This window comes from Pseudomonas sp. NPDC089408, from assembly GCF_044749445.1.
In the GTDB taxonomy this organism is placed as follows: domain Bacteria; phylum Pseudomonadota; class Gammaproteobacteria; order Pseudomonadales; family Pseudomonadaceae; genus Aquipseudomonas.
This window is the reverse complement of the sequence record NZ_JBIVHY010000014.1, coordinates 42,556-65,993: the sequence shown is the minus strand read 5'-3', so window position 1 is coordinate 65,993 and position 23,438 is coordinate 42,556. Positions and strand designations below refer to the sequence as shown.

Annotated in this window: 14 protein-coding genes; 9 read left to right on the top strand and 5 right to left on the bottom strand. The window is 64.0% G+C overall.

Going from position 1 to position 23,438, the window contains the following annotated elements; translation table 11 throughout:
* Positions 1-108: 108 nt before the first annotated feature.
* From ACIP02_RS20630 to ACIP02_RS20605, 6 genes are all read left to right on the top strand, one after another.
* Positions 109-1,938, top strand: a complete 1,830-nt coding sequence (locus ACIP02_RS20630) for an extracellular solute-binding protein (RefSeq protein ID WP_400619873.1) — start codon at positions 109-111, stop codon at positions 1,936-1,938.
* Entirely contained in the window at positions 1,935-3,770 is a 1,836-nt protein-coding gene (locus ACIP02_RS20625) for an extracellular solute-binding protein (RefSeq protein WP_400619870.1), read from the top strand. The genes ACIP02_RS20630 and ACIP02_RS20625 overlap by 4 nt, the downstream gene beginning before the upstream one ends.
* A gap of 1 nt (position 3,771) precedes the next feature.
* The gene (locus ACIP02_RS20620; RefSeq protein ID WP_009686399.1) at positions 3,772-4,845 is read left to right on the top strand and encodes a microcin C ABC transporter permease YejB; all 1,074 of its coding nucleotides are present in this window, start codon (positions 3,772-3,774) and stop codon (positions 4,843-4,845) included.
* A gap of 1 nt (position 4,846) precedes the next feature.
* On the top strand, positions 4,847-5,866 hold the full coding sequence (locus tag ACIP02_RS20615) for an ABC transporter permease (RefSeq protein ID WP_400619867.1): 1,020 nt from the start codon (positions 4,847-4,849) through the stop codon (positions 5,864-5,866).
* Position 5,867: 1 nt separating this feature from the next.
* Positions 5,868-7,475 (top strand): ABC transporter ATP-binding protein, encoded by a 1,608-nt coding sequence (locus tag ACIP02_RS20610; RefSeq protein ID WP_400619864.1) that lies wholly within the window; start codon positions 5,868-5,870, stop codon positions 7,473-7,475.
* Between the two features lie 847 nt (positions 7,476-8,322).
* Positions 8,323-8,586 carry a DUF3077 domain-containing protein gene (locus ACIP02_RS20605; protein WP_400619861.1) on the top strand — a complete coding sequence of 88 codons (264 nt, stop codon included), beginning with the start codon at positions 8,323-8,325 and terminating at the stop codon, positions 8,584-8,586.
* A 157-nt stretch (positions 8,587-8,743) separates the two neighbouring features.
* Here ACIP02_RS20605 and ACIP02_RS20600 read toward each other — a convergent pair whose 3' ends face one another.
* Positions 8,744-10,933 carry a TonB-dependent receptor gene (locus ACIP02_RS20600; RefSeq protein ID WP_400619858.1) on the bottom strand — a complete coding sequence of 730 codons (2,190 nt, stop codon included), beginning with the start codon at positions 10,931-10,933 and terminating at the stop codon, positions 8,744-8,746.
* A gap of 188 nt (positions 10,934-11,121) precedes the next feature.
* Here ACIP02_RS20600 and ACIP02_RS20595 point away from each other — a divergent pair, with 188 nt between their 5' ends.
* The 3 genes from ACIP02_RS20595 (at position 11,122) to ACIP02_RS20585 (ending at position 17,256) form a co-directional block, all read left to right on the top strand.
* The gene (locus tag ACIP02_RS20595) at positions 11,122-14,052 is read left to right on the top strand and encodes an aminotransferase (protein WP_400619855.1); all 2,931 of its coding nucleotides are present in this window, start codon (positions 11,122-11,124) and stop codon (positions 14,050-14,052) included.
* Positions 14,053-14,432: 380 nt separating this feature from the next.
* Positions 14,433-15,338 (top strand): LysR family transcriptional regulator, encoded by a 906-nt coding sequence (locus ACIP02_RS20590; protein WP_400619852.1) that lies wholly within the window; start codon positions 14,433-14,435, stop codon positions 15,336-15,338.
* Between the two features lie 55 nt (positions 15,339-15,393).
* Positions 15,394-17,256, top strand: a complete 1,863-nt coding sequence (locus tag ACIP02_RS20585; protein WP_400619849.1) for an FAD-dependent oxidoreductase — start codon at positions 15,394-15,396, stop codon at positions 17,254-17,256.
* Between the two features lie 149 nt (positions 17,257-17,405).
* Here the strand turns inward: ACIP02_RS20585 and ACIP02_RS20580 are convergent, their stop codons facing one another.
* The 4 genes from ACIP02_RS20580 to kdpB form a co-directional block, all read right to left on the bottom strand.
* The gene (locus ACIP02_RS20580) at positions 17,406-18,101 is read right to left on the bottom strand and encodes a response regulator (protein ID WP_400619846.1); all 696 of its coding nucleotides are present in this window, start codon (positions 18,099-18,101) and stop codon (positions 17,406-17,408) included.
* On the bottom strand, positions 18,098-20,752 hold the full coding sequence (locus tag ACIP02_RS20575) for a DUF4118 domain-containing protein (RefSeq protein ID WP_400619843.1): 2,655 nt from the start codon (positions 20,750-20,752) through the stop codon (positions 18,098-18,100). Before ACIP02_RS20575 ends, ACIP02_RS20580 begins: the two co-directional genes overlap by 4 nt.
* A gap of 63 nt (positions 20,753-20,815) precedes the next feature.
* Complete coding sequence (gene kdpC, locus ACIP02_RS20570) at positions 20,816-21,367, bottom strand: potassium-transporting ATPase subunit KdpC (protein WP_400619840.1); 552 nt, start codon at positions 21,365-21,367, stop codon at positions 20,816-20,818.
* 10 nt (positions 21,368-21,377) lie between these two features.
* Positions 21,378-23,432: a potassium-transporting ATPase subunit KdpB gene (gene kdpB / locus ACIP02_RS20565; RefSeq protein ID WP_400619837.1), complete on the bottom strand. Its 2,055-nt coding sequence runs from the start codon at positions 23,430-23,432 to the stop codon at positions 21,378-21,380.
* Between the last annotated feature and the right edge of the window lie 6 nt (positions 23,433-23,438).

The window sequence follows — 23,438 nt, the reverse complement described above, 5'->3', positions numbered from 1 at the left end:
GCTTTTTCTTGCAGCTTGGAGCTTGCAGCTAGCACCTCTCTTTTTCCAACCCCACCAAGCTGTTACTGTACCCGATCAAAGCCCAACGCCCCTGGATCGGATGCCGACTTGATACGTCCCCTCCTGCTGTCAATCAGCCTGGCCTTGAGCTTTCCCGCAGTCGCGATGGTGAGCGAAAGCCACGGATACGCGCAGTTCGGCACGCTCAAGTACCCAGCCACCTTCACCCACTTCGACTGGGTCAACCCGCAAGCGCCCAAGGGCGGTACGTTGCGGGCCATGGCTTTTGGCACCTTCGACACGCTCAACCCCTATACCTTCAAGGGGTCGAGCCCGATTACCACGCCCAATTTCCAGCAATACGGCATCAGTGAGCTGAACGAGCCGCTGATGGTCGGTACCGGCCAATACGACCCGTCCGGGGACGAGCCCACTTCCAGCTACGGCCTGATCGCCCGCTCGGTGGAATACAGCGAGGACCGCAGCTGGGTAGTGTTCAACCTGCGCCCGCAAGCCCGCTGGCATGACGGCAAGCCAATCACCTCGGCAGACGTGGCTTTCTCGTATCGCACGCTGCTCAAGGACGGCCACCCGATCTACCGCACCAACCTGCAGGAAGTGCAACGGGTAGACATCCTCGGCCCGCTGCGCATCCGCTTCGTGTTCAAGCGCGCCGGCAACCCGTTGCTGATCCTGCGCCTGGGCGAAATGCCGGTGCTGCCCAAGCACTACTGGCAAAAACGCGACTTCAAGGCCACCACCTTCGAGCCGCCACTGGGCAGCGGGCCGTACCGCATCACCGAGGTGCAGCCCGGGCGCCGGCTGGTGTTCGAGCGGGTGAAGAACTACTGGGGCAAAGACCTGGCGGTCAACCGCGGCAAGTACAACTTCAAGCGAGTCGAGTACGAGTTCTACCGCGACGCCACGGTGGCTTTCGAAGCGTTCAAGGCTGGGGAGTTCGACATCTATATCGAGCACCAGGCCAAGAACTGGGCCAACGGCTACAACTTCCCCGCCGTGCGCCGTGGCGAAGTGATCAAGGCACAGATCCCGCACAGCATTCCCACGCAAACCCAGGGCCTGTTCATGAACACCCGCCGGGCCAGCTTCAGCGACCCACGGGTGCGCCAGGCGCTGGGGCTGATGCTCGACTTCGAGTGGACCAACCGCGCACTGTTTAGCAGCGCCTACCGCCGCTCGACCAGCTACTACCCCAACAGCGAGTTCGCCGCCAGCGGCGTGCCCACCGGCAAGGAATGGCTGCTGCTGGCGCCGTTTCGCGAGCAACTGCCCGCCAAGCTGTTCAGCGAACCGTACAAGGTCAGCCACACCGACGGCCGCGGGGTCAGCCGCCACACCCTGCGCCAGGCCCTGGGCTTGCTCGCCGAGGCCGGCTGGAAACTGAACGGCCAGCGCCTGGTCGACAGCAAGGGCCAGCAGTTGCGCCTGGAGCTGCTGCTGGTAAACCCCAACCTTGAACGCATCCTGCAACCTTATGTCGAAAATCTGTCCAGCATCGGCATCGATGCGCGCTTGCGCACCGTGGACCGTGCCCAGTACAAACAACGCCTGGACCAGTTCGATTTCGACATGATTCTGATGACCCTCAACCAGACCCTGAGCCCCGGCCTTGAACAGTGGCTGTACTTCCATTCCAGCCAGGCCACGACCAAGGGCAGCAAGAACTATGCTGGGGTCAGGGACCCGGTGGTCGACCACTTGCTCGACACGCTGCTGGCCGCACGCACCCGGGACGACCAGGTTGCCGCCGCCCGCGCCCTGGACCGCGTACTTTCATGGCAGTACTACATGATCCCCAACTGGTACCTCGACAACCATCGCCTGGCCTACCGCAACCGGTTCGCCTTCGTCACCACGCCGCCCTACACCCTCGGGCTGAACAGCTGGTGGATCAAGACTTCGGAGAAAGCCCAATGATGCCAACGCACCGTCTGCGCCGGCTGGCAGGCAGCCTGTTGCTCGCCTGCCTGAGCCTTCCCGCCCTGGCCGCACCGCAACACGCACTGACCCTGTACGACGAGCCGCCCAAGTACCCCGCCGACTTCAAGCACTTCGACTACGTCAACCCCGATGCGCCCAAGGGTGGCACCTTCCGCCAGTCCAGCTTCGGCGGCTTCGACAGCCTCAACCCGTTCATCAACAAAGGCGTGTCGGCCGAGAACATCGGCAGCATCTACGACACCCTGATGCGCCAGAGCCAGGACGAGCCGTTCACCGAATACGGCCTGGTCGCCGGCAAGATCGAAAAAGCCCCGGACAACAGCTGGGTGCGTTTCTATCTGCGCCCGGAAGCACGCTTCCACGACGGCCACCCGATGCGCGCTGAAGATGTGGTATTCACCTTCAACGCCTTGATCAAGGACGGCGCGCCGCTGTACCGCCAGTACTACGCCGACGTCGCCGAAGTGGTCGCCGAAGACCCGCTGAAAGTGTTGTTCAAGTTCAAGCACCAGAACAACCGCGAGCTGCCGCTGATCCTTGGCCAGTTGCCAGTACTGCCCAAGCACTGGTACGAAAACCGCGATTTCAACCGCGGCAACCTTGAAATCCCGCTGGGCAGCGGCCCGTACAAGGTCGCTGAGGTCAAGGCCGGGCGCTCGGTGCGCTACGAGCGGGTCAAGGACTACTGGGCCAAGGACCTGCCGATCAACCGTGGCTTCTATAACTTTGACGTCATGACGTTCGACTCCTACCGCGACACCACCGTCGCGCTGGAAGCACTCAAGGCCGGGGCATTCGATTATGGCCTGGAAGTGAGCGCGAAAAACTGGGCCACCGCCTACAACGTGCCCGCCGTGCGCGATGGCCGGCTGATCAAGGAAGAGTTGCCCAACGGCAACCCCACCGGCATGCAGGGCTTCATCTTCAACATCCGCCGCCCGGTGTTCCAGGATGTGCGCGTACGTCAGGCTTTGAGCCTGCTGCTGGATTACGAGTGGACCAACAAGCAGCTGTTCAACGGCGCCTACACCCGCACCGGCAGCTACTTCGACAACTCGGAAATGGCCGCCCATGGCCTGCCCGGCCCTGGCGAGCTGAAGATTCTGGAACCGCTGCGTGGCAAAATCCCTGACCAGGTATTCACCGAGGCCTTCCACAACCCGGTCAGCGACGGCAGCGGCATGATCCGCGAACAACAGCGCCAGGCCTACAAGTTGCTGCAGGAAGCCGGTTGGAAAATCGTCGACGACAAGATGGTCGATGCCCAGGGCAAGCCGGTGAGCATCGAGTTCCTGCTGGCGCAGACTGAGTTCGAGCGCATTCTGCTGCCATTCAAACGCAACCTCGCCGACCTTGGGATCGAGCTGAACATCCGCCGGGTCGACGTGTCGCAATACATCACCCGCCTGCGCTCACGCGACTACGACATGATCGTCGGCGGCTACCCGCAGTCCAACTCGCCGGGCAACGAGCAGCGCGAGTTCTGGTCCAGCGCCGCCGCCGACAACCCCGGCAGCCGCAACTTCATCGGCCTGCGCGACCCGGCCATCGACCAGTTGGTGGACCAGTTGATCAACGCCGACTCGCGGCAAAGCCTGGTCGACCACTGCCGTGCACTCGACCGCGTGCTGCTGTGGGGTTATTACGTGATCCCCAACTGGCACATCAAGACCTGGCGCGTGGCCTACTGGAACCACATCGGCCACCCCAAGGTGTCGCCCAAGTACGACATCGGTATCGACACCTGGTGGATCAAGCCTGGGGTAACCCCGGCGGTCAGCGAAACCCCTGCGGACGAGGCCAACTGACATGCTGGCCTACATCCTGCGGCGCCTGCTGCTGATCATCCCCACCCTGTTCGGCATCCTGATCATCAACTTCATCATCGTCCAGGCTGCCCCCGGCGGCCCGGTCGAGCAGATGATCGCCAAGCTCGAGGGCTTCGAAGGCGCCACCAGCCGCATTGCCGGCGGCGGCGCCGAAGTGTCCGTGGCCGGCTCCAACTACCGCGGCGCCCAGGGCCTGGACCCGGCGCTGATCGCAGAAATCGAGCGCATGTACGGCTTCGACAAGTCGCCGCCCGAACGCCTGTGGATCATGATCAAGAACTACGCCCGGCTGGACTTCGGCGACAGCTTCTTCCGCGATGCCAAAGTCATCGACCTGATCATCGAGAAGATGCCGGTGTCGATCTCGCTGGGGCTATGGAGCACGCTGATCATGTACCTGGTGTCGATTCCGCTGGGCATCGCCAAGGCGGTGCGCCACGGCAGCCACTTCGACGTCTGGACCAGTTCGGCGATCATCGTCGGCTATGCCATTCCGGCATTCCTGTTCGCCATCCTGCTGATCGTGCTGTTTGCCGGCGGCAGCTATTTCGACTGGTTCCCGTTGCGCGGCCTCACCTCCAACAACTTTGACGAGCTGAGCACCACCGGCAAGGTGCTGGACTACTTCTGGCACCTGGTGCTGCCGATTACTGCGTTGGTCATCGGCAACTTCGCCACCATGACCCTGTTGACCAAGAACAGCTTCCTCGACGAGATCAACAAGCAGTACGTGGTCACCGCCAAGGCCAAGGGCCTGAGCCGGCCACGGGTGCTGTACGGCCATGTGTTCCGCAACGCCATGCTATTGGTGATCGCCGGCTTCCCCTCGGCGTTCATCGGCATCTTCTTCACCGGCTCCTTGCTGATCGAGGTGATCTTCAGCCTCGACGGCCTGGGCCTGATGAGTTTCGAAGCGGCCATCAACCGCGACTACCCGGTGGTCTTCGGCACCCTGTTCATCTTCACCCTGCTGGGGCTGGTGGTGAAGCTGATCGGCGACCTGACCTACACCCTGGTCGATCCACGCATCGACTTCGCCAGCCGGGAGCACTGACATGGCCTTGTCCCCCCTCAACCGCCGGCGCTTCGAGCGCTTCAAGGCCAACCGCCGTGGCTGGTGGTCGCTGTGGCTGTTCCTGATCCTGTTCGGCCTGAGCCTGGGCGCCGAACTGATCGCCAACGACAAGCCGATAGCCGTGCGCTACGACGGCGAATGGTACTTCCCGGCGTTCAAGCGCTACCCGGAAACCACCTTCGGCGGCGAATTCCCGCTGGAAGCCAACTACAAGAGCCCGTACATCCGCGAGCTGCTGGCGAAAAAAGACAGCTTCGTGCTGTGGGCGCCCATCCCGTTCAGCTACCAGAGCATCAACTACGACCTGCGCGGGCCCGCCCCGGCGCCGCCATCGGCAGACAACTGGCTGGGCACCGACGACCAGGGCCGCGACGTACTGGCACGGGTGATCTACGGCTTCCGCATTTCGGTCTTGTTTGCCCTCACCCTGACCGTGGCCAGCTCCATCGTCGGCGTCATCGCCGGCGCCTTGCAGGGCTTCTATGGCGGCTGGGTCGACCTGGCCGGGCAGCGCTTTCTGGAAATCTGGTCAGGGCTGCCGGTGCTGTACCTGCTGATCATCCTGGCCAGCTTCGTGCAGCCGAACTTCTGGTGGCTGCTGGGCATCATGCTGCTGTTCTCGTGGATGAGCCTGGTAGACGTGGTGCGCGCCGAGTTCCTGCGCGGGCGCAACCTGGAGTACGTGCGCGCTGCGCGGGCCCTGGGCATGCGCAACGGCGCAATCATGTACCGGCACATCCTGCCCAACGCCATGATCTCGACCATGACGTTCATGCCGTTCATTCTCACCGGTGCCATCGGCACCCTCACTGCGCTGGATTTCCTCGGCTTCGGCCTGCCTGCCGGTTCGCCCTCGCTGGGCGAGCTGGTGGCCCAGGGCAAATCCAACCTGCAGGCACCGTGGCTGGGCATCAGCGCATTTGCCGTGCTGGCCTTGATGCTGAGCCTGCTGGTGTTCATTGGCGAATCCGCCCGCGATGCCTTCGACCCGAGGAAGTGACATGAGTGAACAGAACCTGATCGAAGTGCGCGACCTGGCGGTGGAGTTTGTCACCGGCGACCAGGTCAACCGGGTGGTGGACGGCATCAGCTTCGACATCCGCAAGGGCGAGACACTGGCCCTGGTCGGCGAGAGCGGTTCGGGCAAGTCGGTGACCGCGCATTCGATCCTGCGCCTGCTGCCCTACCCCCTCGCACGCCACCCCAGCGGCAGCATCCGCTTTGAGGGCAAGGACCTGCTGCTGCAGAACGAGAAAACCTTGCAACGCATTCGCGGCAACCGCATTGCGATGATCTTCCAGGAGCCGATGACCTCGCTGAACCCGCTGCATTGCATCGAGAAGCAGATCAATGAAATCCTCCTGCTGCACAAGGGCCTGACTGGCAAGGAAGCCACTGCGCGCACGCTGGAACTGCTGGAAATGGTCGGCATCCCCGAGCCGCGCAAACGCCTCAAGGCCCTGCCCCACGAACTGTCCGGCGGCCAGCGCCAGCGGGTGATGATCGCCATGGCCTTGGCCAACGAGCCGGAGCTGCTGATTGCCGACGAACCCACCACGGCGCTGGACGTGACCGTGCAGTTGAAAATTCTTGATCTACTCAAGGCACTGCAGGCGCGTTTGGGCATGGCCCTGCTGCTGATAAGCCATGACTTGAACCTGGTGCGGCGCATCGCCCACCGCGTGTGCGTGATGCAGCGCGGGCAGATTGTCGAGCAGGCTGACTGCGCCACGCTGTTCAGCGCCCCACAGCACCACTACACACAGATGCTGATCAATGCCGAGCCCAGCGGGTTGCCGGCGCACAACCCGGTCGGCGCGCCATTGCTGGAGGTGGACGACCTCAAGGTGTGGTTCCCGATCAAGAAGGGCTTCCTGCGGCGCACGGTCGACCATGTAAAAGCCGTGGACGGGGTCAACTTCAGCTTGCCCCAGGGGCAGACGCTGGGGATTGTTGGCGAGTCCGGTTCGGGCAAGTCGACCTTGGGCCTGGCGATCTTGCGGTTGATCTCCAGCCAGGGCGGCATTCGCTTCCATGGGCAGAACCTCGAAGGCTTGAACCAGAAAGCCGTGCGGCCGTTACGGCGCGAGATGCAGGTGGTGTTCCAGGACCCGTTTGGCAGCCTGAGCCCACGCATGTGCGTGGCGGACATTGTCGGTGAAGGGTTGCGCATTCACGGCATTGGCAACGCGCAGGAACAGGAAGCGGCGATCATCGCCGCGCTGGAAGAGGTGGGGCTGGACCCACGCACGCGGCATCGCTACCCGCATGAATTTTCCGGCGGGCAGCGCCAGCGTATTGCGATTGCCCGGGCGCTGGTGTTGAAGCCGGCGCTGATATTGCTGGATGAACCCACCTCGGCACTGGACCGCACCGTGCAGCGGCAGGTGGTGGAACTGCTGCGTAATCTGCAGCAGAAGTACAACCTGACCTACCTGTTCATCAGCCATGACCTGGCGGTGGTCAAGGCGTTGAGCCACCAGTTGATGGTGATCAAGCATGGGCATGTGGTGGAGCAAGGGGATGCGCAGGCGATTTTTCATGCGCCGCAGCATCCGTATACCCGCCAGTTGCTGGAGGCGGCGTTTTTGGAGGTTGAGGCTTTGTAGGGGTAGCCAAGTGCTTGCCTTGAGCCTTTCAGCGCCTTTGAGATCGAGCGCCGCCCGCGCGGCGCTTCGCGGGACAAGCCCGCTCCCACATCTGTTTCGGGCCAGTAATGCCTGTGCCTTTGGCGCGCGCCCCTTGTTTTTACGACTCGATATCGAGCCATGCGCCAAGGGGCGCGCGAAGATGCCACAGGATTAATTGGCCCGAAACAGATGTGGGAGCGGGCTTGTCCCGCGAAGCGCCGCGCGGGCGGCGCTCGGCCTACGCAACACCGCAAGAACTAAAGGCAGGCACCTCGCGGCCCTGACGCAATCGGGCGCGGAATGCCCTGCATGTCAGATTTAACCCCTTCCCTGTAGGCCATTTCCCAAACATACTCCTGCCGCGTGTTTTCCGTTGCGGCTGCTCTGGCAGCGCTCTAGTCTCGGCATGTCGTTGCTCATCAACGACACGGCTTTGACAGGCCGCAACGGTATTATGTATACGGCTCGCCTTTATGGCAGCTGTACGTGGGGCACGTTCGCGTGCGCCGGAACTTGCATAGTCCGCCGGTCTGTCAACCCATGTCCAGCTGCCACCCAACTGTTTGACAGCAGCCAGGTAGTAGCCTCACCAAAGGTACTATGCGATGTTGAAGATTGTCCCCGATCCCCCCCCACACCCACCCCCTCTATGCGCAGCGATGCCCACCGAACTTCGGACTTTGCGCTGAGGCTTGAGTGATGTGTTGCCTGTACGGGCCTCTTCGCGGGTAAACCCGCTCCTACAACGATAGTTGTCCATGTAGGAGCGGGTTCACCCGCGAATAGGCCGGCCCAGGCAGTCGAGAAATTTCGGGGGAATAAAACAATGATCACCGAAGACACCCATTACACCGTAGGCAAAACCACCTTCTGCCAAGGCGAAAACGGCACCCACCCTATGTTCCGCATCGAGCCAGGCATTCCCTGCCGCGACGCCCGCGAGCAATCATCGGAGTTGATGGGCTACGTACGCGAACTGACTATCACCGGCCTGATGGACGAGAAACCGATGATGATCTGGGCCGCCCACTACCTGAGTGCAATGGCCAAGGCGCTGATGGATGATGCCGAGCTGGGCATGATGCGCTGAGGCTGACGTTGCCTGGGGCCAGTTGGCTGTGTTGCACCGAATACCAGCCACTCCCCCAGGTACCGTACCTATATGGCTTGCCGGCGATGGGCCGCAACGCGGCAGTTCGACGCCTCGATAAACGCGCTCCTACAAAGGTATGCGTACGCCCGAATTATCAAAAATCAATCGTACCGGAGAACTTCACCAAGCGCGGATCACCTTGGGTCAGGTAACCGCCGTTAGCCGAAGCCCAGTAGTTCTTGTCAGTCAGGTTCTCGACATTCACCCGTAAGGTCAGGTCCTTCTCCGCCACCCTGAGCTTGTAACGGGCGCCGGCATCGAAACGGTTCCAGGTTGGCAGGCTTACGGTGTTCGCCGCATCGACGAACTGGCCACCGGTGCGCAGCATGCGCGCATTCAGCGCCAGCCCCGGTACGCCCGGCACATCCCAGTCGACGCTGGCATTGAGCTGGAAGGTCGGTACACCAATGGCGTGGTTGCCATCGTTGCTGCCGTTGGCAGTATTCTTCTGCTCCGAGGTCATGCGCGTGCCGCCGGCCATCAGGCGCAGGCCTTCGACAGGCTCGCCGAATACACTCAGCTCCAGGCCTTTGTTGACCTGTTCGCCGTCGCGAATGAAGACATTGTTCAAGGTATAGCCGTCCGACGGTTTCTCGATGCGGAACACGGCCAGGTTCGCACCAAAGGTCTGCCGGTCGAACTTGATACCGGCTTCAAGCTGCTTGGTTCGGCCCGGCGGGAACATCTCGTTGGCGTTCGACACAGTGGCTGGCGGCGTCGGTCCTTGAGCCAGGCCTTCAATGCGATTGGCATACAACGAAATGCTGTCGGTGGCCTTGAACACGATGCCGTACACCGGCGTGGTGATCGACTTGTCGTACGGGTCACCTTTACGGCTGCCGTCACTGGCTGGGTTGGGCGCACCTCGGAGTGTGCCACCATCGTAGTTGTAGCTTTCCACCCGCAACTGCTGCCGGCGCAGGCCGTAAGTCAGCAAAAGGCGGTCATCAAAGACGCCAATAGTGTCGGAAATCGCGATGCTGCGGGCGCGGGTCTTGCCAGTGACACCGGGGTCGCCCATATCGCCACCGGTGCTGGTAACAGTGCTCGGTTTGGCCTGCTGCACGGTGTCGTAGATGTGGGTGCTGATCGGCGAATAGAAGGTATAGGCGTTTTCTGCCTGGGTCCACAGGGTGTTGGCGCCCACGGCGATCTGGTGGCTGACCGGCCCTGTCTGCAGCCGGCCATTCAGGCCGGTGCTGAAGCTGGTGTTGTCTTCGCCGTGGACAATGTCGGATGGGGTCATGGTCGCTGCACCGCTGTTGCCGACCAGCACCGGCGTGCCATAGGTGCCCTGCTCGCGGCTGTGGCGAGCACCACCGGCGAGGTAGGCGGTCCAGTTGTCGCTCAGGTCCCATTCGCCACGGACCATGCCGAAGGTGTCTTCCGACTCGCTGTAGCTCCAGCTCTGGCCATAGTTATGGTTGGCATCCGGCGCGGTCGGGGCCTTGGTGGTGGTACTGCCCAGGCGCACCGAGTTGCGCAAGTGGTTGATTCGTTGCTTCTGGTAGCCGATATCGGTCGACACACGAAAGTTGTCGCCGCGGTAGTCCAGGCCAGCGGTGAATAGCTTGGTGCGCTGGTCCTGGTCGTCGACGGCGGTTTCACCTTCGCGCTGGCTGAGGTTCAGGCGCGCGCCGAAGCGGTTGTCTTCACCAAAACGCTGGCCGATATCCAGATGCTCGCCCATACGGCCATCCGAGCTGATGTCCTGGGTGTAACGGCGGGTCGGCACGTCGCCAGCCCGCTTGGGCTGCAGGTTGACGTTGCCGCCCAGGCCGGTGCCGGTCGGGCTCACGCCGTTGAGGAAGGCATTGGGCCCCTTGAACACTTCGACCCGCTCGACACCGTCGGTGGACATGATCTGGCGTGGCAGGATGCCGTACAGGCCGTTGAAGGATATATCGTCGCCCGCCAACGGCAGGCCACGAATCACGAAGACCTTGGACTGGTTGCCAAAGCCGAATGATTCGCGCACCGAGGGATCGTTGGCCAACACGTCGCCGATGTCTTCGGCCTGCTGATCCTCGATCACCTTGGCGGTATAGCTGGTCATCGTAAAGGGCACGTCCATGTAGTCCTGGTTGCCCAACACGCCCATCTGCCCGCCGCGTGCAACCTGGCCGCCAGCGAATTCGTCCGGCAATGCACCTGGCCGCGCTTTCAAGGCATCCGCACTGACGTCGGTTGCCTCCAGCTGGATCGGCTCGGCAGCTTGCGCCATCAGCGTAACGGAACAGCAGATTGCCAATAATGCAGGGCGTGAAGGCGTAGGGAGCGGCATTGGGTAAGTCCTGACAGCGCGGGGAATGCAATAAGGCACAAATGGTAATTATTAACAAATGCAAACATCAACCATCCCCATAAAAACGGATCACCATTCATCAGAAATTCTGATTACGATCGTCTTTCATCATCAGCCAGAGTGGGCATACAGTCGCTTCAGTCATCCCAGTACCAACGGTAGAGCCCATGTCCAGCCAACAACAACAAACCGCCTCCCCTGCCCTCGACCAACTGATCCAGCGCTCCAGCCTGCCCGGCCCGGCGCTCAGCGAAGCCCAGGCGCACGCCTTGCTGCAGGTGCATTACGGCGTGGCTGGCGAGTTGTCGGCGCTGGGCAGCCAGCAGGACCTGAACTTGCGCGTCGACTCGGCGCAGGGCAACTTCGTGCTCAAGGCCTGCCATGGCAGTTACGCCCAGGTCGAACTTGAGGCGCAGCATGCCGCCCTCGCCTACCTGCGTGAGCACGGCCTGCCGGTGCCCACCGTGCGCGCGGCGCACAGCGGCGAAACCCTGCTGGCCGTGGACATCGAAGGCCAGCCATTGCGCGTACGTCTGCTCGATTACATCGACGGCCAACCGCTGACCCGCCTCAAGCATATGCCGACACAGCTGATGGCCGAACTGGGCAGGCTCTGTGCACGGCTCGACAGTGCCCTGGCCGGCTTCGACCACCCCGGCCTTGCGCGCACCCTGCAATGGGACCCGCAACACGCCCAGGCGCTGATCCAGCACCTGCTGCCCGTGCTGCAGAACGCCGACCAGCGCAGCCGCATCGAACAGGCTACCCGAGTGGCCGCTGAACACCTGGCGCCGCTGGTAGATCGCCTGCCGAGCCAGGCCGTGCACCTGGACATCACCGACGACAACACCGTGTGGGCCCGTGACGGCGAGCGCCAGTGGCAACTGCAAGGGGTGATCGACTTTGGCGACCTGCTGCGGACCTGGCGCATCGCTGACCTGTCGGTGACCTGTGCTGCGCTGCTGCACCATGCCGAAGGCAACCCGCTGCGGATCCTGCCGGCGATCAGCGCTTATCAGGCGCTCAACCCGCTGACCGAAGCCGAAGTACGCGCCCTGTGGCCACTGGTGCTTAACCGCGCCGCGGTCCTGGTGCTGAGCAGTGCGCAGCAACTGGCCGTTGACCCGGGTAACCAGTACACCCGCGACAACGTCGCCCATGAATGGGAAATCTTCGACACCGCCACCTCCGTGCCGTTTGCGCTGATGGAGGCGGCCATCCTGCAGGCTGCCGGCCTGCAACCCGCCGCGCCGGACCTGAGCGGTTGTGCCCCGCTGCTGCCCGAGCTGCAGGGGCAGGCCGTGACCCGCCTCGACCTCGGCGTGCTCAGCCTGCATTGTGAAGCAGGCAACTGGGAGCAAGCCGGCTTCGACCAGCACCTGCTGAGGGCGCAACCCGCCCCGGCCTGCAGCCTGCACGGGCAGTATCGCCTGTCGCAAACCTATATCGACCGCCCCGAAGAGCCGGCCACCTGCGCCCTTGGCGTTGAGTTGCATGTGCCCAACGGCAGTTTGGTACAAGCACCAGCAGCCGGCACCTGGCAGCGCCATGGCGATGGCCGTGGCTGCCTGCGCAGTGCGAACTGGGCATTGTGGCTGCACGGGCTGGAAGGTGCCCCGGCAGATGGCCAGGTCTTGGAACAGGGTCAGTCGCTGGGCAGCAGCTGTGGCTTCCTCAGTGTGCAGTTGTGCCTGGACAACAGTATCCGGCCGCCGTTCTTCGCCGCCCCCTCGCAGGCTGCTGCCTGGCTGGCCCTGTGCCCGTCACCGGCCGCGCTGCTGGGCTTCGATTGCGATGCCGACCCGCTGCCAGACCCACAGGCCCTGCTGGCCCGCCGCGATGCCAGCTTCGCCCGCTCGCAAAAGCACTACTACGCACAACCGCCACACATCGAACGCGGCTGGCGCAACTACCTGATCGACATGCAGGGCCGCTCGTACCTCGACATGCTTAACAACGTCGCGGTGCTGGGCCATGGCCACCCACGCATGGTCGCCGAATCGGCGCGGCAGTGGTCGCTGCTGAACACCAACTCGCGCTTCCACTATGCCGCCATCACCGAATTCTCCGAGCGCCTGCTCGACCTGGCACCGGATGGCTTCGACCGGGTGTTCATGGTCAACAGCGGCACCGAAGCCAACGACCTGGCAATTCGCCTGGCCTGGGCCTACAGCGGCGGGCGCGACCTGCTCAGCGTGCTGGAGGCCTACCACGGCTGGTCAGTAGCCACCGATGCCATCTCTACCTCGATCGCCGACAACCCGCAGGCCCTCGACACCCGCCCGGACTGGGTGCACCCGGTTGAAGCACCGAACACCTTCCGCGGCCGTTTCCGCGGGGCCGACAGCGCTGCCGACTACCTGCGCGATGTCGACGCCAGGCTGGCTGATCTTGATGCCCATGGCCGCCAGCTGGCCGGCATCATCTGCGAACCGGTATACGGCAATGCCGGCGGCATCTCGCTGCCCGCGGGCTACCTGCGCGAAGCCTATGCCAAGGTTCGTGCCCGCGGCGGCGTGTGCATCGCCGACGAAGTGCAGGTCGGTTATGGTCGCCTGGGCGAATACTTCTGGGGCTTCGAGGAACAAGGCGTGGTGCCCGACATCATTACCATGGCCAAGGGCATGGGCAATGGCCAACCACTGGGCGTGGTCATCACCCGCCGCGAAATTGCCGAAGCGCTGGAGGCCGAGGGCTACTTCTTTTCCTCGGCCGGAGGCAGCCCGGTCAGCTGCCGCATCGGCATGGCCGTGCTGGACGTGATGCAGGAAGAAGGCCTGTGGGACAACGCCCGCGACACCGGGCGCTACTTCAAGGCGCGGTTGCAGGCAGTGGTAGACAAGCACCCGCTGGCGGGCGCGGCACATGGGTCGGGTTTCTACCTGGGGCTGGAACTGGTGCGTGACCGTGAAACGCTGGAGCCGGCGACCGAAGAGACCCTGTTACTGTGTGATCGGCTGCGGGATCTGGGTATTTTCATGCAGCCGACGGGAGATTACCTGAACATTCTCAAGATCAAGCCACCGATGTGTACCAGCCGGGCCAGTGTGGATTATTTTGTCGACAGTATTGACCGGGTGCTTGGCGAAGGGTTGTAGGGAATTGGGTGGGGCTGGGGGTGTTGGGCTTTAGATCTTTAGCGCCTGTGAGATCGAGCGCCGCCCGCGCGGCGCTTCGCGGCGCAAGGCCGCTCCCACATTTGTTTCGGGCCAATCTCTCCTGGGCATTCACCTCTACCCGCCTTGTTTGTTCGCTTCGATTTCGAGGGTTGCACACCTGCTCTTCTGCAAATTCCTGTGATACACCAAGGGCGCGCGCGCCTGTGGCACAGGATTAACTGGCCCGAAACAGATGTGGGAGCGGGCTTGCCCCGCGATGCGCCGCGCGGGCGGCGCTCGATCTCACAGGCGCCCTGAAACTCACGGCCTACCCTTTGCTGCAACATCAATTACCCTTCGATTAAAAAGGTTCACCCATCATGGCCTTCTCCAGCGATTCCCTGGCAATCTTCCTCGCCGTGCTGGACGCCGGTTCATTCTCCGCCGCCGCCCGCAAGCTGGGCCGTGTGCCTTCTGCCGTGAGCATGGCAATCGCCCAGCTGGAAGCCGAACTGGACCTGCCGCTGTTCGACCGCGCCACACGCAAGGCGCTGCCCACCAGCGCCGCCCTGGCCCTGGAACCCCAGGCCAGGCAGGTGATCTGCCAGCTCAACCTGCTCGACGCCCAAGCCCTGCAACTGCACAAGGGCCTGGAAAAACGCCTGACCATCGCCATGGCCCCCGAGCTGCAGACCGGCCGCTGGAGCCAGCCCCTGGAAGTCCTCGCCCAGGCATTTCCAAGCCTGGAAATCGAAGTGCGCTCGGCCACCCAGACCGAAGCCATTCGCCTGCTGCACGACGGCAGTGTGCAACTGGCGCTGGTGTTCGAACGCCCCGGCATCGATGAACGCGAGTCATTCCTTGAGGCCGGCAGCCAGTTGCTGGTGGCCGTCGCCTCGCCGCGCCATCCGGCCGGGCAGAACAGCGGCACACCGTTGCCAGAAGAAGCCTTCGCTGAACAACGGCAGATCATTGTTGCCTCCGGCAAGGCCACCGGCTCGGACCCGCGCATGGTGCTGTCGCGGCGCATCTGGCTGACCGACAGCTACCTGGCCACGCTCGATCTGGTGCAATCCGGGCTGGGCTGGGCCTACCTGCCGCAGCCGCTGGTTGAACCACTGATTGCCTCAGGCGCACTGGCTGAGGTGCGTTTCGACAACATGGCCAGCCGCCTGCGCTTGTGGGTGGACATCATCTGGATCAAGTCACGGCCACTGGGCCTGGGCGCCCGGCGCTACCTGGACGTCATGCGCCAATGCTTTGAAACAGAATCACCGAGGTCCTGAGCGATACCCGGCTACGCTTCGAGCAGACCAATGGTTACCCGGTAAGGACACTGACATGACCATCACTCGACGCGACTTCCTCAATGGCGTAGCCCTCACCCTCGGTGCAGGGCTCACCCCGCTGCAGATACTGCAGGCCGCAACGTCCGGCCGCTACTACCCCCCTGCCCTCACCGGCCTGCGCGGCAGCCACCCCGGCGCGTTCGAGGTGGCGCACCAGATGGGCTGGGAGAAGAAGGTATTCGACACCAGCAGCCTGAAGGTAGAGGAGCACTACGACCTGGTGGTGGTCGGCGCCGGCATCAGCGGCCTGTCCGCCGCCTGGTTCTACCGCCAGCAGCACCCGCACGCACGCGTGCTGATCATCGAAAACCACGACGACTTCGGCGGCCACGCCAAACGCAACGAGTTCCAGGCCGGTGGGCAACTGGTCCTCGGCTACGGCGGCAGCGAAGCCTTCCAGTCGCCCAACCACCTCTACAGCGAAACGGTCAATGGCCTGCTCAGGCAATTGAACGTGGACGTGAACCGTTTCCAGACCGCCTTCGACCGCAACTTCTACCCCAACCTCGGTCTGTCTCGTGGGGTGTTCTTCGACCAGGCCGGCTTCGGCGAAGCAAAGCTGGTCAGTGGCGACCCAACACCGATGGTCGCCGACGACATCGCCCCGGACAAACTCAACGCGCGCAGCTGGCGCGCGTTCATCAGTGACTTCCCGTTGCCCGAGGCCGACCGCCAGGCCTTGATCGACCTGCACGAGGCCCCCCGCGATTACCTGGCCGGCAAAAGCCTTGAGCAGAAAGAGACCTACCTGGCCAAGACCAGCTATCAGGACTTCTTGCGCAAGGACGTTGGCCTGAGCGAAGTCGCAGCGCGCTACTTTCTCAGCCGCACCAACGACTTTTCCGCGCTGAGCATCGACGCCGTGGCCGCCGCCGATGCCTATGGTGTGGGCTTTCCCGGCTTCGCCGCCATGGGCCTGGCGCCAATCAGCGCCGAGCTGAAAGCAGAAATGGAAGAGCCCTACATCTACCACTTCCCCGACGGCAACGCCTCGCTGGCACGCCTTCTGGTACGCAGCCTGATCCCCGCTGTTGCGCCCGGCAACACCATGGACGACATCGTCCTGGCGCCCTTCGACTACACCAGGCTGGACCTTGCGCAAAGCCCGGTGCGCCTGCGCCTGAACAGCACCGCCGTCAGCGTCAGCAACCGTGATGGAGGCGTCGATATTGGCTACAGCCGGGCCGGCCGGCTGCATCGGGTACACAGCAAGCACTGCGTACTGGCCTGCTACAACATGATGATCCCCTACCTGCTGCGCGACCTCTCCGCCGAGCAGGCTCACGCCTTGGCGCAAAACGTGAAGTTCCCGCTGGTGTACACCAAAGTGGTGATTCGCAACTGGCAGAGTTTCATGAAGCTTGGCGTGCACGAAATCTATGCCCCGAACCAGCCCTACAGCCGTGTCAAACTGGACTACCCGGTGGACATTGGCGGCTACCGCCATCCGCGCGATCCCAACCAGCCCATCGGCCTGCACATGGTCTACGTGCCGACCACGCCCAACGCCGGCCTCGATGCCCGCAGCCAGGCCCGTGTCGGCCGCAGCAAGCTGTACGCCATGAGTTTCGAGCAGATGGAGGGCATGGTCCGTGATCAGCTCCAGGCCATACTCGGGCCGGCTGGCTTCAACTACCAGACGGATGTGCAGGCCATCACCATCAACCGTTGGCCGCATGGTTACGCGTACTATGCCAACAGCCTGTTCGACGACCAGGAAGAGAGTGAGAAGCTGATGAACCTGGCCCGGCAGAAAGTCGGAAATGTGGCGATCGCCAATTCCGATGCGGCCTGGGAAGCGTATGCACATGCCGCTATCGATGAGGCTGCGCGAGCAGTCAACGAGTTGAGCTGAAACTGAGTTCCCAAGCAGTCCGCATACCCTGAGGGAGCGGCTTTAGCCGCGAAGAATCCAACGCGGTGCATGGCACCGGCTGCGCCGGTGTTCGCGGCTAAAGCCGCTCCCACAGGGTCACTGCCAAGTCAAAGAGAGCGGTTCCGGGGTTATGCTGTCGGCGCCACCAACCTGTACCCCACCCCTGCCTCGGTGATGATGAACCGCGGTGCCGTGGGGTCATCGCCCAGCTTCTGCCGCAGATGCCCCACCACGATCCGCAAATAGTGGGTGTCCTCCACATGGCTAGGCCCCCAGATTTCCTTGAGCAATTGCTGCTGGGTAATCACCCGCCCCGGGTGACCGGCCAACAGCGCCAGCAGCGCATACTCCTTGCGCGTCAGCGCCACTTCCACACCGTCCAGGGTCACCCGGCGAAACGCAAAATCCACGGTCAATGGCCCAAAGCTGGCCGCCACCTCCGAACCACCGGCCTGCGGTACCTGGCGCAGCAAAGCACGCACCCGGGCGAGAAACTCCTGGATGCCGAACGGCTTGGTCACATAGTCATTGGCACCGCCATCCAGCGCATCGACCTTCTGCACTTCACTGGCGCGCACCGACAGCACCATCACCGGCACCGCGCTCCATTCGCGCAGCTCCCGCAGCACCTGCTGGCCGTCCATGTCCGGCAGGCCCAGGTCGAGCACCACCAGGTCCGGCTTGCCCAGGGCCGCCTGAGTAAGGCCTTCGGCGCCGGTCGCCGCCTCGAGCACCTTGTAGCCTTGCGAGGCCAGGCTGATGCGCAGGAACTTGCGAATCTGCGGTTCATCGTCAATGACCAACAGGGTGGCGGACTGGCTCATGGGCGTTCGCTTTCGGCTTCAGGTTGAGGGGGCAGCGGCAAGCATAGAGTGATGCCGGTGCCCTGGCCATCGATGCCTTCACCCACCAGGATCTGCCCGCCATGGGCGCCGATCATGCCCTGGCAGATCGCCAGGCCCAGGCCGGTGCCCTGCCCGCCGCGATCGCCGCGGGCGGCGGTGTAGAACATGTCGAAGATCTTCTCGCGGTCGGCTGCCGGGATGCCGGGGCCCTGGTCGCTGACGGTAATGCGCAACTGCTCATCCTGCACCGCCACTTGCAACTCCAGCCGCCCATTCGCCGGCGAGAAGCGTGCGGCGTTCTCCAGTACATTGACCAGCGCCTGTTCGATCAGCGCGGCATGCACGAACAGCAACGGTAGCTCGGCCGGCACGTCGGTGTGCACGCGCAGCGGCGCCAATACCACGCGCAGGCGGTTGAGCGCACTGCCGACAATGTCCGCCGGGGCTACCCAGTCGCGGGAGAGCTTGAGGCCACCATGGCCCAGGCGGGTCATGTCCAGCAGGTTCTGGATATAGCGGTCGAGGCGCTCGGCCTCGTTGCGGGTGCCTTCCAGCAGCTCGCGGCGGTCTTCGGCCGGGATTACTTCGCCCAACGCCAGCAGGCTGTCTATGCTGCCGCGCATGGCGGTCAACGGTGTGCGCAAGTCATGGGATACAGAGGCCAGCAAGGCGCTGCGCAACTGCTCGGTTTCGCCATGCAGGCGCGCGGCCTCCAGCTGTTCGGCCAGGCGGGCGCGGGCCAAGGCCTGGGCCAGCGGCTGGCCAAGGGCGACAAGCAGGCGGCGGCGCGGGTCGCTCAACGGCTGAGCGGAGCGCGGGCGCACGCCCAGCAGCGCCAGCGGCTGCTCGTCCACCGCCAACGGCCACCACCACCAACGGCCATTGGGCAGGGTGTCGCTGCCGTGACCAGCGGCCTGGCCGTGCTGCCAGGCCCAATCGGCGGCGGCTCGTTCGGTATCGCTGAAGGCGTGGGCTGCGCCGCTGGCCACCTGCAGTTGGCCTTCGGCGTTGCGCTCCAGCAGGCACACCTGCATGTCCTGCCAGCCATCAAGGTGCTGCCCGGCGGCGTTGAACACAGCCTGGCGATCGGTGGCCACCGTCAGCCGGCGCGACAGGTCGAGCAACTGGCTGGTCTGCGCCTGGGTTTCGCGCAGCGCCTGCAACTGGCGGCGCTGGCGGGCAGCCAGGTTGCCGGTAAGCGCGGCCATCAGCAGGAAGAACACCAAGGTCAGCACGTCTTCTTCGCGCTGAATGCTGAACGAGAAATTGGGCGGGATAAACAAGAAGTCGTAGGTGAGGAACGACAGCGCGGCACAGGCCAGCGCAGGCCCCAGGCTGCTGCGTACCGCCACCAGCAGCACCGCAGCGAGGAACACCAGCGAGATATTCGGCAGCGCCAGCACGCTCGACACCGCCCAGGCCAGGCCCGCAGCCATCACGGTCGCCAGCAAGGCCAACAGGTAATGCCGCCATACCCACACCCGACGCACCGCCGAGCGTGGCGCCGCAGGCTGAACATCGCGGTCCAGCACGTTGATTTCCAGGCCATGGCTTTCGCGCAGCAGCCGCGCAGCAACACCGGCCCCGAACAGCCGCCGGTATAGCCGATCGCGGGACTGCCCGACCAGCACCAGGCTCGCACGCCGTTCGGCCGCATGCTGGATGAGCGTGCGCGCCACTTCGCCAGCGCGCAGCAATACCACTTCCCCGCCCAGGCGCTCGGCCAGCTGCTGGGCGGCCTGCAGGCGCAGGCGTGCGGTTTCGTCACGCAAGCGGCCGTTATCCACATGCACCAGGCTCCACGGCAGGTGGCGGCGCTGGGCTACGCGGCTGGCGTGGCGCACCAGGCGCTCGGCCTGGTCGTCACCGTCCACACCGACCAGCAAGCGCCCGCGCAAGGCCGGGGCTTCCTGGCCGCGCTGGCGATAACCGTGGGCCAGGTCGGCATCGACCTGGGCGGCGGCCGTCTGCATGGCCAGTTCGCGCAGGGCGGTGAGGTTGGTTTGCGAGAAGAACGCATCGATGGCCGCCCGCGCCTGCTCGGGCACGTACACCTTGCCTTCGCGCAGGCGTTCGAGCAGCTCGCGCGGCGGCAGGTCGATCAGCACCAGCTCGAAGGCTTCCTGCAGCACCCAGTCCGGCAGGGTTTCGCGCACTTGCACACCGGTGATGTCACGAATTTTGTCGTTAAGGCTTTCCAGGTGCTGGACGTTGACCGTGGTGTACACGTCGATGCCTGCAGCCAGCAGTTCCTGCACGTCTTGCCAGCGTTTGGCGTGGCGGCTGCCGGGGGCGTTGGTGTGGGCCAGCTCATCGACCAGCGCCAGGGTGGGCGCGGCTTGCAGCAGGCCGTCGAGGTCCATTTCCTCCAGGGTAACGCCACGGTACTGGCTACGCAGCATGGGCTGCTGTTGCAGGCCGGCAAGCAGCGCCTCGGTTTCGCTGCGACCGTGGGTTTCGACGACGCCGGCCAGCACCTGCACGCCTTGGCGTTGCTGGGCGTGGGCGGCCTGGAGCATGGCGAACGTCTTGCCGACACCGGGGGCGGCGCCGAGAAACACCTTCAGCCGGCCCCGGCCGGTTCGCGGGAGAGTAGCCAACAGCGCGTCTGCGCGGGCGGAATCACTCATGTTTCATCCTTTAGTATTGCGGCGACCTGCAGGTTCTTTGGGCCTGCTTTGAAGGCCCCAATATCAGTGATTCAACTGATCAAGCGCCTGGTTCAACGCCAGCACATTGACCACCGGCGGACCAATCAATGGGTGGAGGGTGGCCTCTTCCTGCAAGGCTTGCAAGCGCTCCACCGGCAACTGCCGCGCCGCTGCCACCCGCGGAATCTGGTAAGCCACTGCCTCCGGTGACAAGTGCGGATCAAGGCCGCTGCCCGATGTCGTCAGCAATGCCTGTGGCACCGGCCCCTGCTGCGCCTGATACAGCGCAGCCGCATCAGCCTTGACCCGTTCCACCAGCGCCGGGTTGCTCGGTGCCAGGTTGCTGGCACTGCTGGCCACGGTAGCGTAGGCACCTGCCGAAGGCCGCGAATGGAACCAGCCATCGCCCTGGAGGTCCTGGGCGATCAGCGCCGAACCGCGCACCTTGCCCTGCTCATCGCGCACCAGGCTGCCGTTGGCCTGGTTCGGGAAGACCACCTGGGCAATACCGGTCACCGCCAGCGGGTAGAGCGCCCCCGTCACCAGCGTCATCAACAAAGCCAGGCTCAATGCCGGGCGTACATAAGCATTCATGGCGGCCTCCTCAGACCAGGTGCAGGGCATTGAGCAACAGATCGATCAGCTTGATCCCGGCAAACGGCACGGCAATGCCGCCCAGCCCGTAGACCAGCAGGTTACGCCGCAACAGGTGCGCAGCACTGGCCGCCTGCACCCGCACGCCTCGCAGCGCCAGCGGGATCAACACGATGATGATCAGCGCGTTGAACACGATGGCCGACAGAATCGCGCTCTGCGGGCTGGCCAGTTGCATCAGGTTGAGCACGCCCAGCTGCGGGTAGATGGCGGCGAACAGCGCCGGCAGGATGGCAAAGTACTTGGCCACGTCGTTGGCGATGGAGAACGTGGTCAGCGCACCACGGGTAACCAGTAGCTCCTTGCCGACCTGCACCACGTCCAGCAGCTTGGTCGGGTCGCTGTCGAGGTCGACCATGTTGGCCGCCTCGCGCGCTGCCTGGGTACCGTCGTTCATGGCCATGCCCACGTCAGCCTGGGCCAGTGCCGGGGCGTCGTTGGCACCGTCACCGCACATCGCCACCAGGCGGCCGTCGTTCTGCTCCTGGCGAATGCGCGCCAGTTTCTTCTCCGGCGTAGCTTCGGCGAGTACATCATCCACCCCCGCTTCAGCGGCAATGGCAGCAGCGGTCAGCGGGTTGTCGCCAGTTACCATCACCGTGCGGATGCCCAGCTTGCGCAACTCGGCGAAGCGCTCGCGGATTCCGGGCTTGACCACGTCCTTGAGGTGGATCACCCCCAGCAGGCGCTTGTCCAGGCACACCAGCAGCGGTGTGCCGCCGCTCTGGGCAATGCGCTCCACTTCACGGGCTAGCGCCGGCGGCATTTCCAGGCGCTGCATACCGACGAAAGCCAGCACCGCGTCGACGGCGCCCTTGCGGTAGCGGCGCTGCTGGAAGTCGATGCCCGACAGCCGTGTTTCGGCACTGAAGGCCACGGCCTGGTACTGCCCGGCAGGCGGTTCGACAAAGTCATGCAGCTGGCGCAGGTATTCGACAATCGACTTGCCTTCGGCAGTGTCGTCGGCCAGCGAAGCCAGCAAGGCGCCTTCCCCCAGTTCACGGGCGGTGACGCCCGGCGCAGCATGCAGCGCACTGCAGCGGCGGTTGCCGAAGGTGATGGTGCCGGTCTTGTCGAGCATCAGCGTGTGCACGTCACCGGCTGCCTCTACAGCTCGGCCCGAGCGGGCAATCACGTTCAGCCGCACCAGCCGGTCCATGCCGGCAATACCGATGGCCGACAGCAGGCCGCCGATGGTGGTAGGGATCAGCGTCACCAGCAAGGCGGCGAGGAAGATCAGCGGCAGGCTGCCGCCGACAAAGTGGGCGAACGGCTGCAAGGTCACCACGACGACCAGGAAGATCAGGGTCAGGCCGATCAGCAGGATGTCGAGGGCGATCTCGTTCGGGGTTTTCTGCCGCTTGGCGCCTTCGACCAGGGCAATCATCCGGTCCAGGGTCGACTCGCCCGGGTTGCTGGTGATGCGGATCAGCAGCCAATCGGAAACCAGCCGCGTGTTGCCGGTCACGGCGGAGCGGTCGCCGCCTGATTCGCGAATGACCGGTGCAGACTCGCCCGTAATCGCGGCCTCGTTGACCGCAGCGATACCTTCAAGCACCTCGCCATCACCGGGGATCATTTCGCCGGCCACCACGCGGACCACATCGTCCTTGCGCAAGGCACCGGCGGCAACGGTCTCGTAGCTGCCATCACGCTGGCGACGCTGGGCGGTGAGGCCCTGGCTACCCGCCTTGAGGCTGTCGGCGCGTGCCTTGCCCCGGCCCTCGGCGAGGGCTTCGGCGAAGTTGGCAAACAGCACCGTAAACCACAGCCACAGGGCGATCTGCACGGCCACGCCGGTGCTGACGCCGCTGCCGGGAGCTAAGCACAACACGGTTGTCAGCACGGCGGTAAGGGCCACCACCAGCATGACCGGCGAGCGCTTGAGCTGACGCGGGTCGAGTTTGACGAATGCCTGCACCAGTGCCGGCCGCCACAGCGCGGCGAGCCGCGTCTGGTCCTTGGCACTGTGACGGGCTTGTACTTCAGGAATGGGCATGTTCATGGTCAG

Coding starts and splice junctions, on each gene's coding strand:
- ACIP02_RS20620 (WP_009686399.1), top strand. CDS start 3,772: ATGCTGGCCTACATCCTGCGGCGCCTGCTGCTGATCATCCCCACCCTG.
- kdpB (WP_400619837.1), bottom strand. CDS start 23,432: ATGAACATGCCCATTCCTGAAGTACAAGCCCGTCACAGTGCCAAGGAC.
- ACIP02_RS20610 (WP_400619864.1), top strand. CDS start 5,868: ATGAGTGAACAGAACCTGATCGAAGTGCGCGACCTGGCGGTGGAGTTT.
- ACIP02_RS20575 (WP_400619843.1), bottom strand. CDS start 20,752: ATGAGTGATTCCGCCCGCGCAGACGCGCTGTTGGCTACTCTCCCGCGA.
- ACIP02_RS20590 (WP_400619852.1), top strand. CDS start 14,433: ATGGCCTTCTCCAGCGATTCCCTGGCAATCTTCCTCGCCGTGCTGGAC.
- ACIP02_RS20615 (WP_400619867.1), top strand. CDS start 4,847: ATGGCCTTGTCCCCCCTCAACCGCCGGCGCTTCGAGCGCTTCAAGGCC.
- ACIP02_RS20625 (WP_400619870.1), top strand. CDS start 1,935: ATGATGCCAACGCACCGTCTGCGCCGGCTGGCAGGCAGCCTGTTGCTC.
- kdpC (WP_400619840.1), bottom strand. CDS start 21,367: ATGAATGCTTATGTACGCCCGGCATTGAGCCTGGCTTTGTTGATGACG.
- ACIP02_RS20600 (WP_400619858.1), bottom strand. CDS start 10,933: ATGCCGCTCCCTACGCCTTCACGCCCTGCATTATTGGCAATCTGCTGT.
- ACIP02_RS20605 (WP_400619861.1), top strand. CDS start 8,323: ATGATCACCGAAGACACCCATTACACCGTAGGCAAAACCACCTTCTGC.
- ACIP02_RS20580 (WP_400619846.1), bottom strand. CDS start 18,101: ATGAGCCAGTCCGCCACCCTGTTGGTCATTGACGATGAACCGCAGATT.
- ACIP02_RS20595 (WP_400619855.1), top strand. CDS start 11,122: ATGTCCAGCCAACAACAACAAACCGCCTCCCCTGCCCTCGACCAACTG.
- ACIP02_RS20585 (WP_400619849.1), top strand. CDS start 15,394: ATGACCATCACTCGACGCGACTTCCTCAATGGCGTAGCCCTCACCCTC.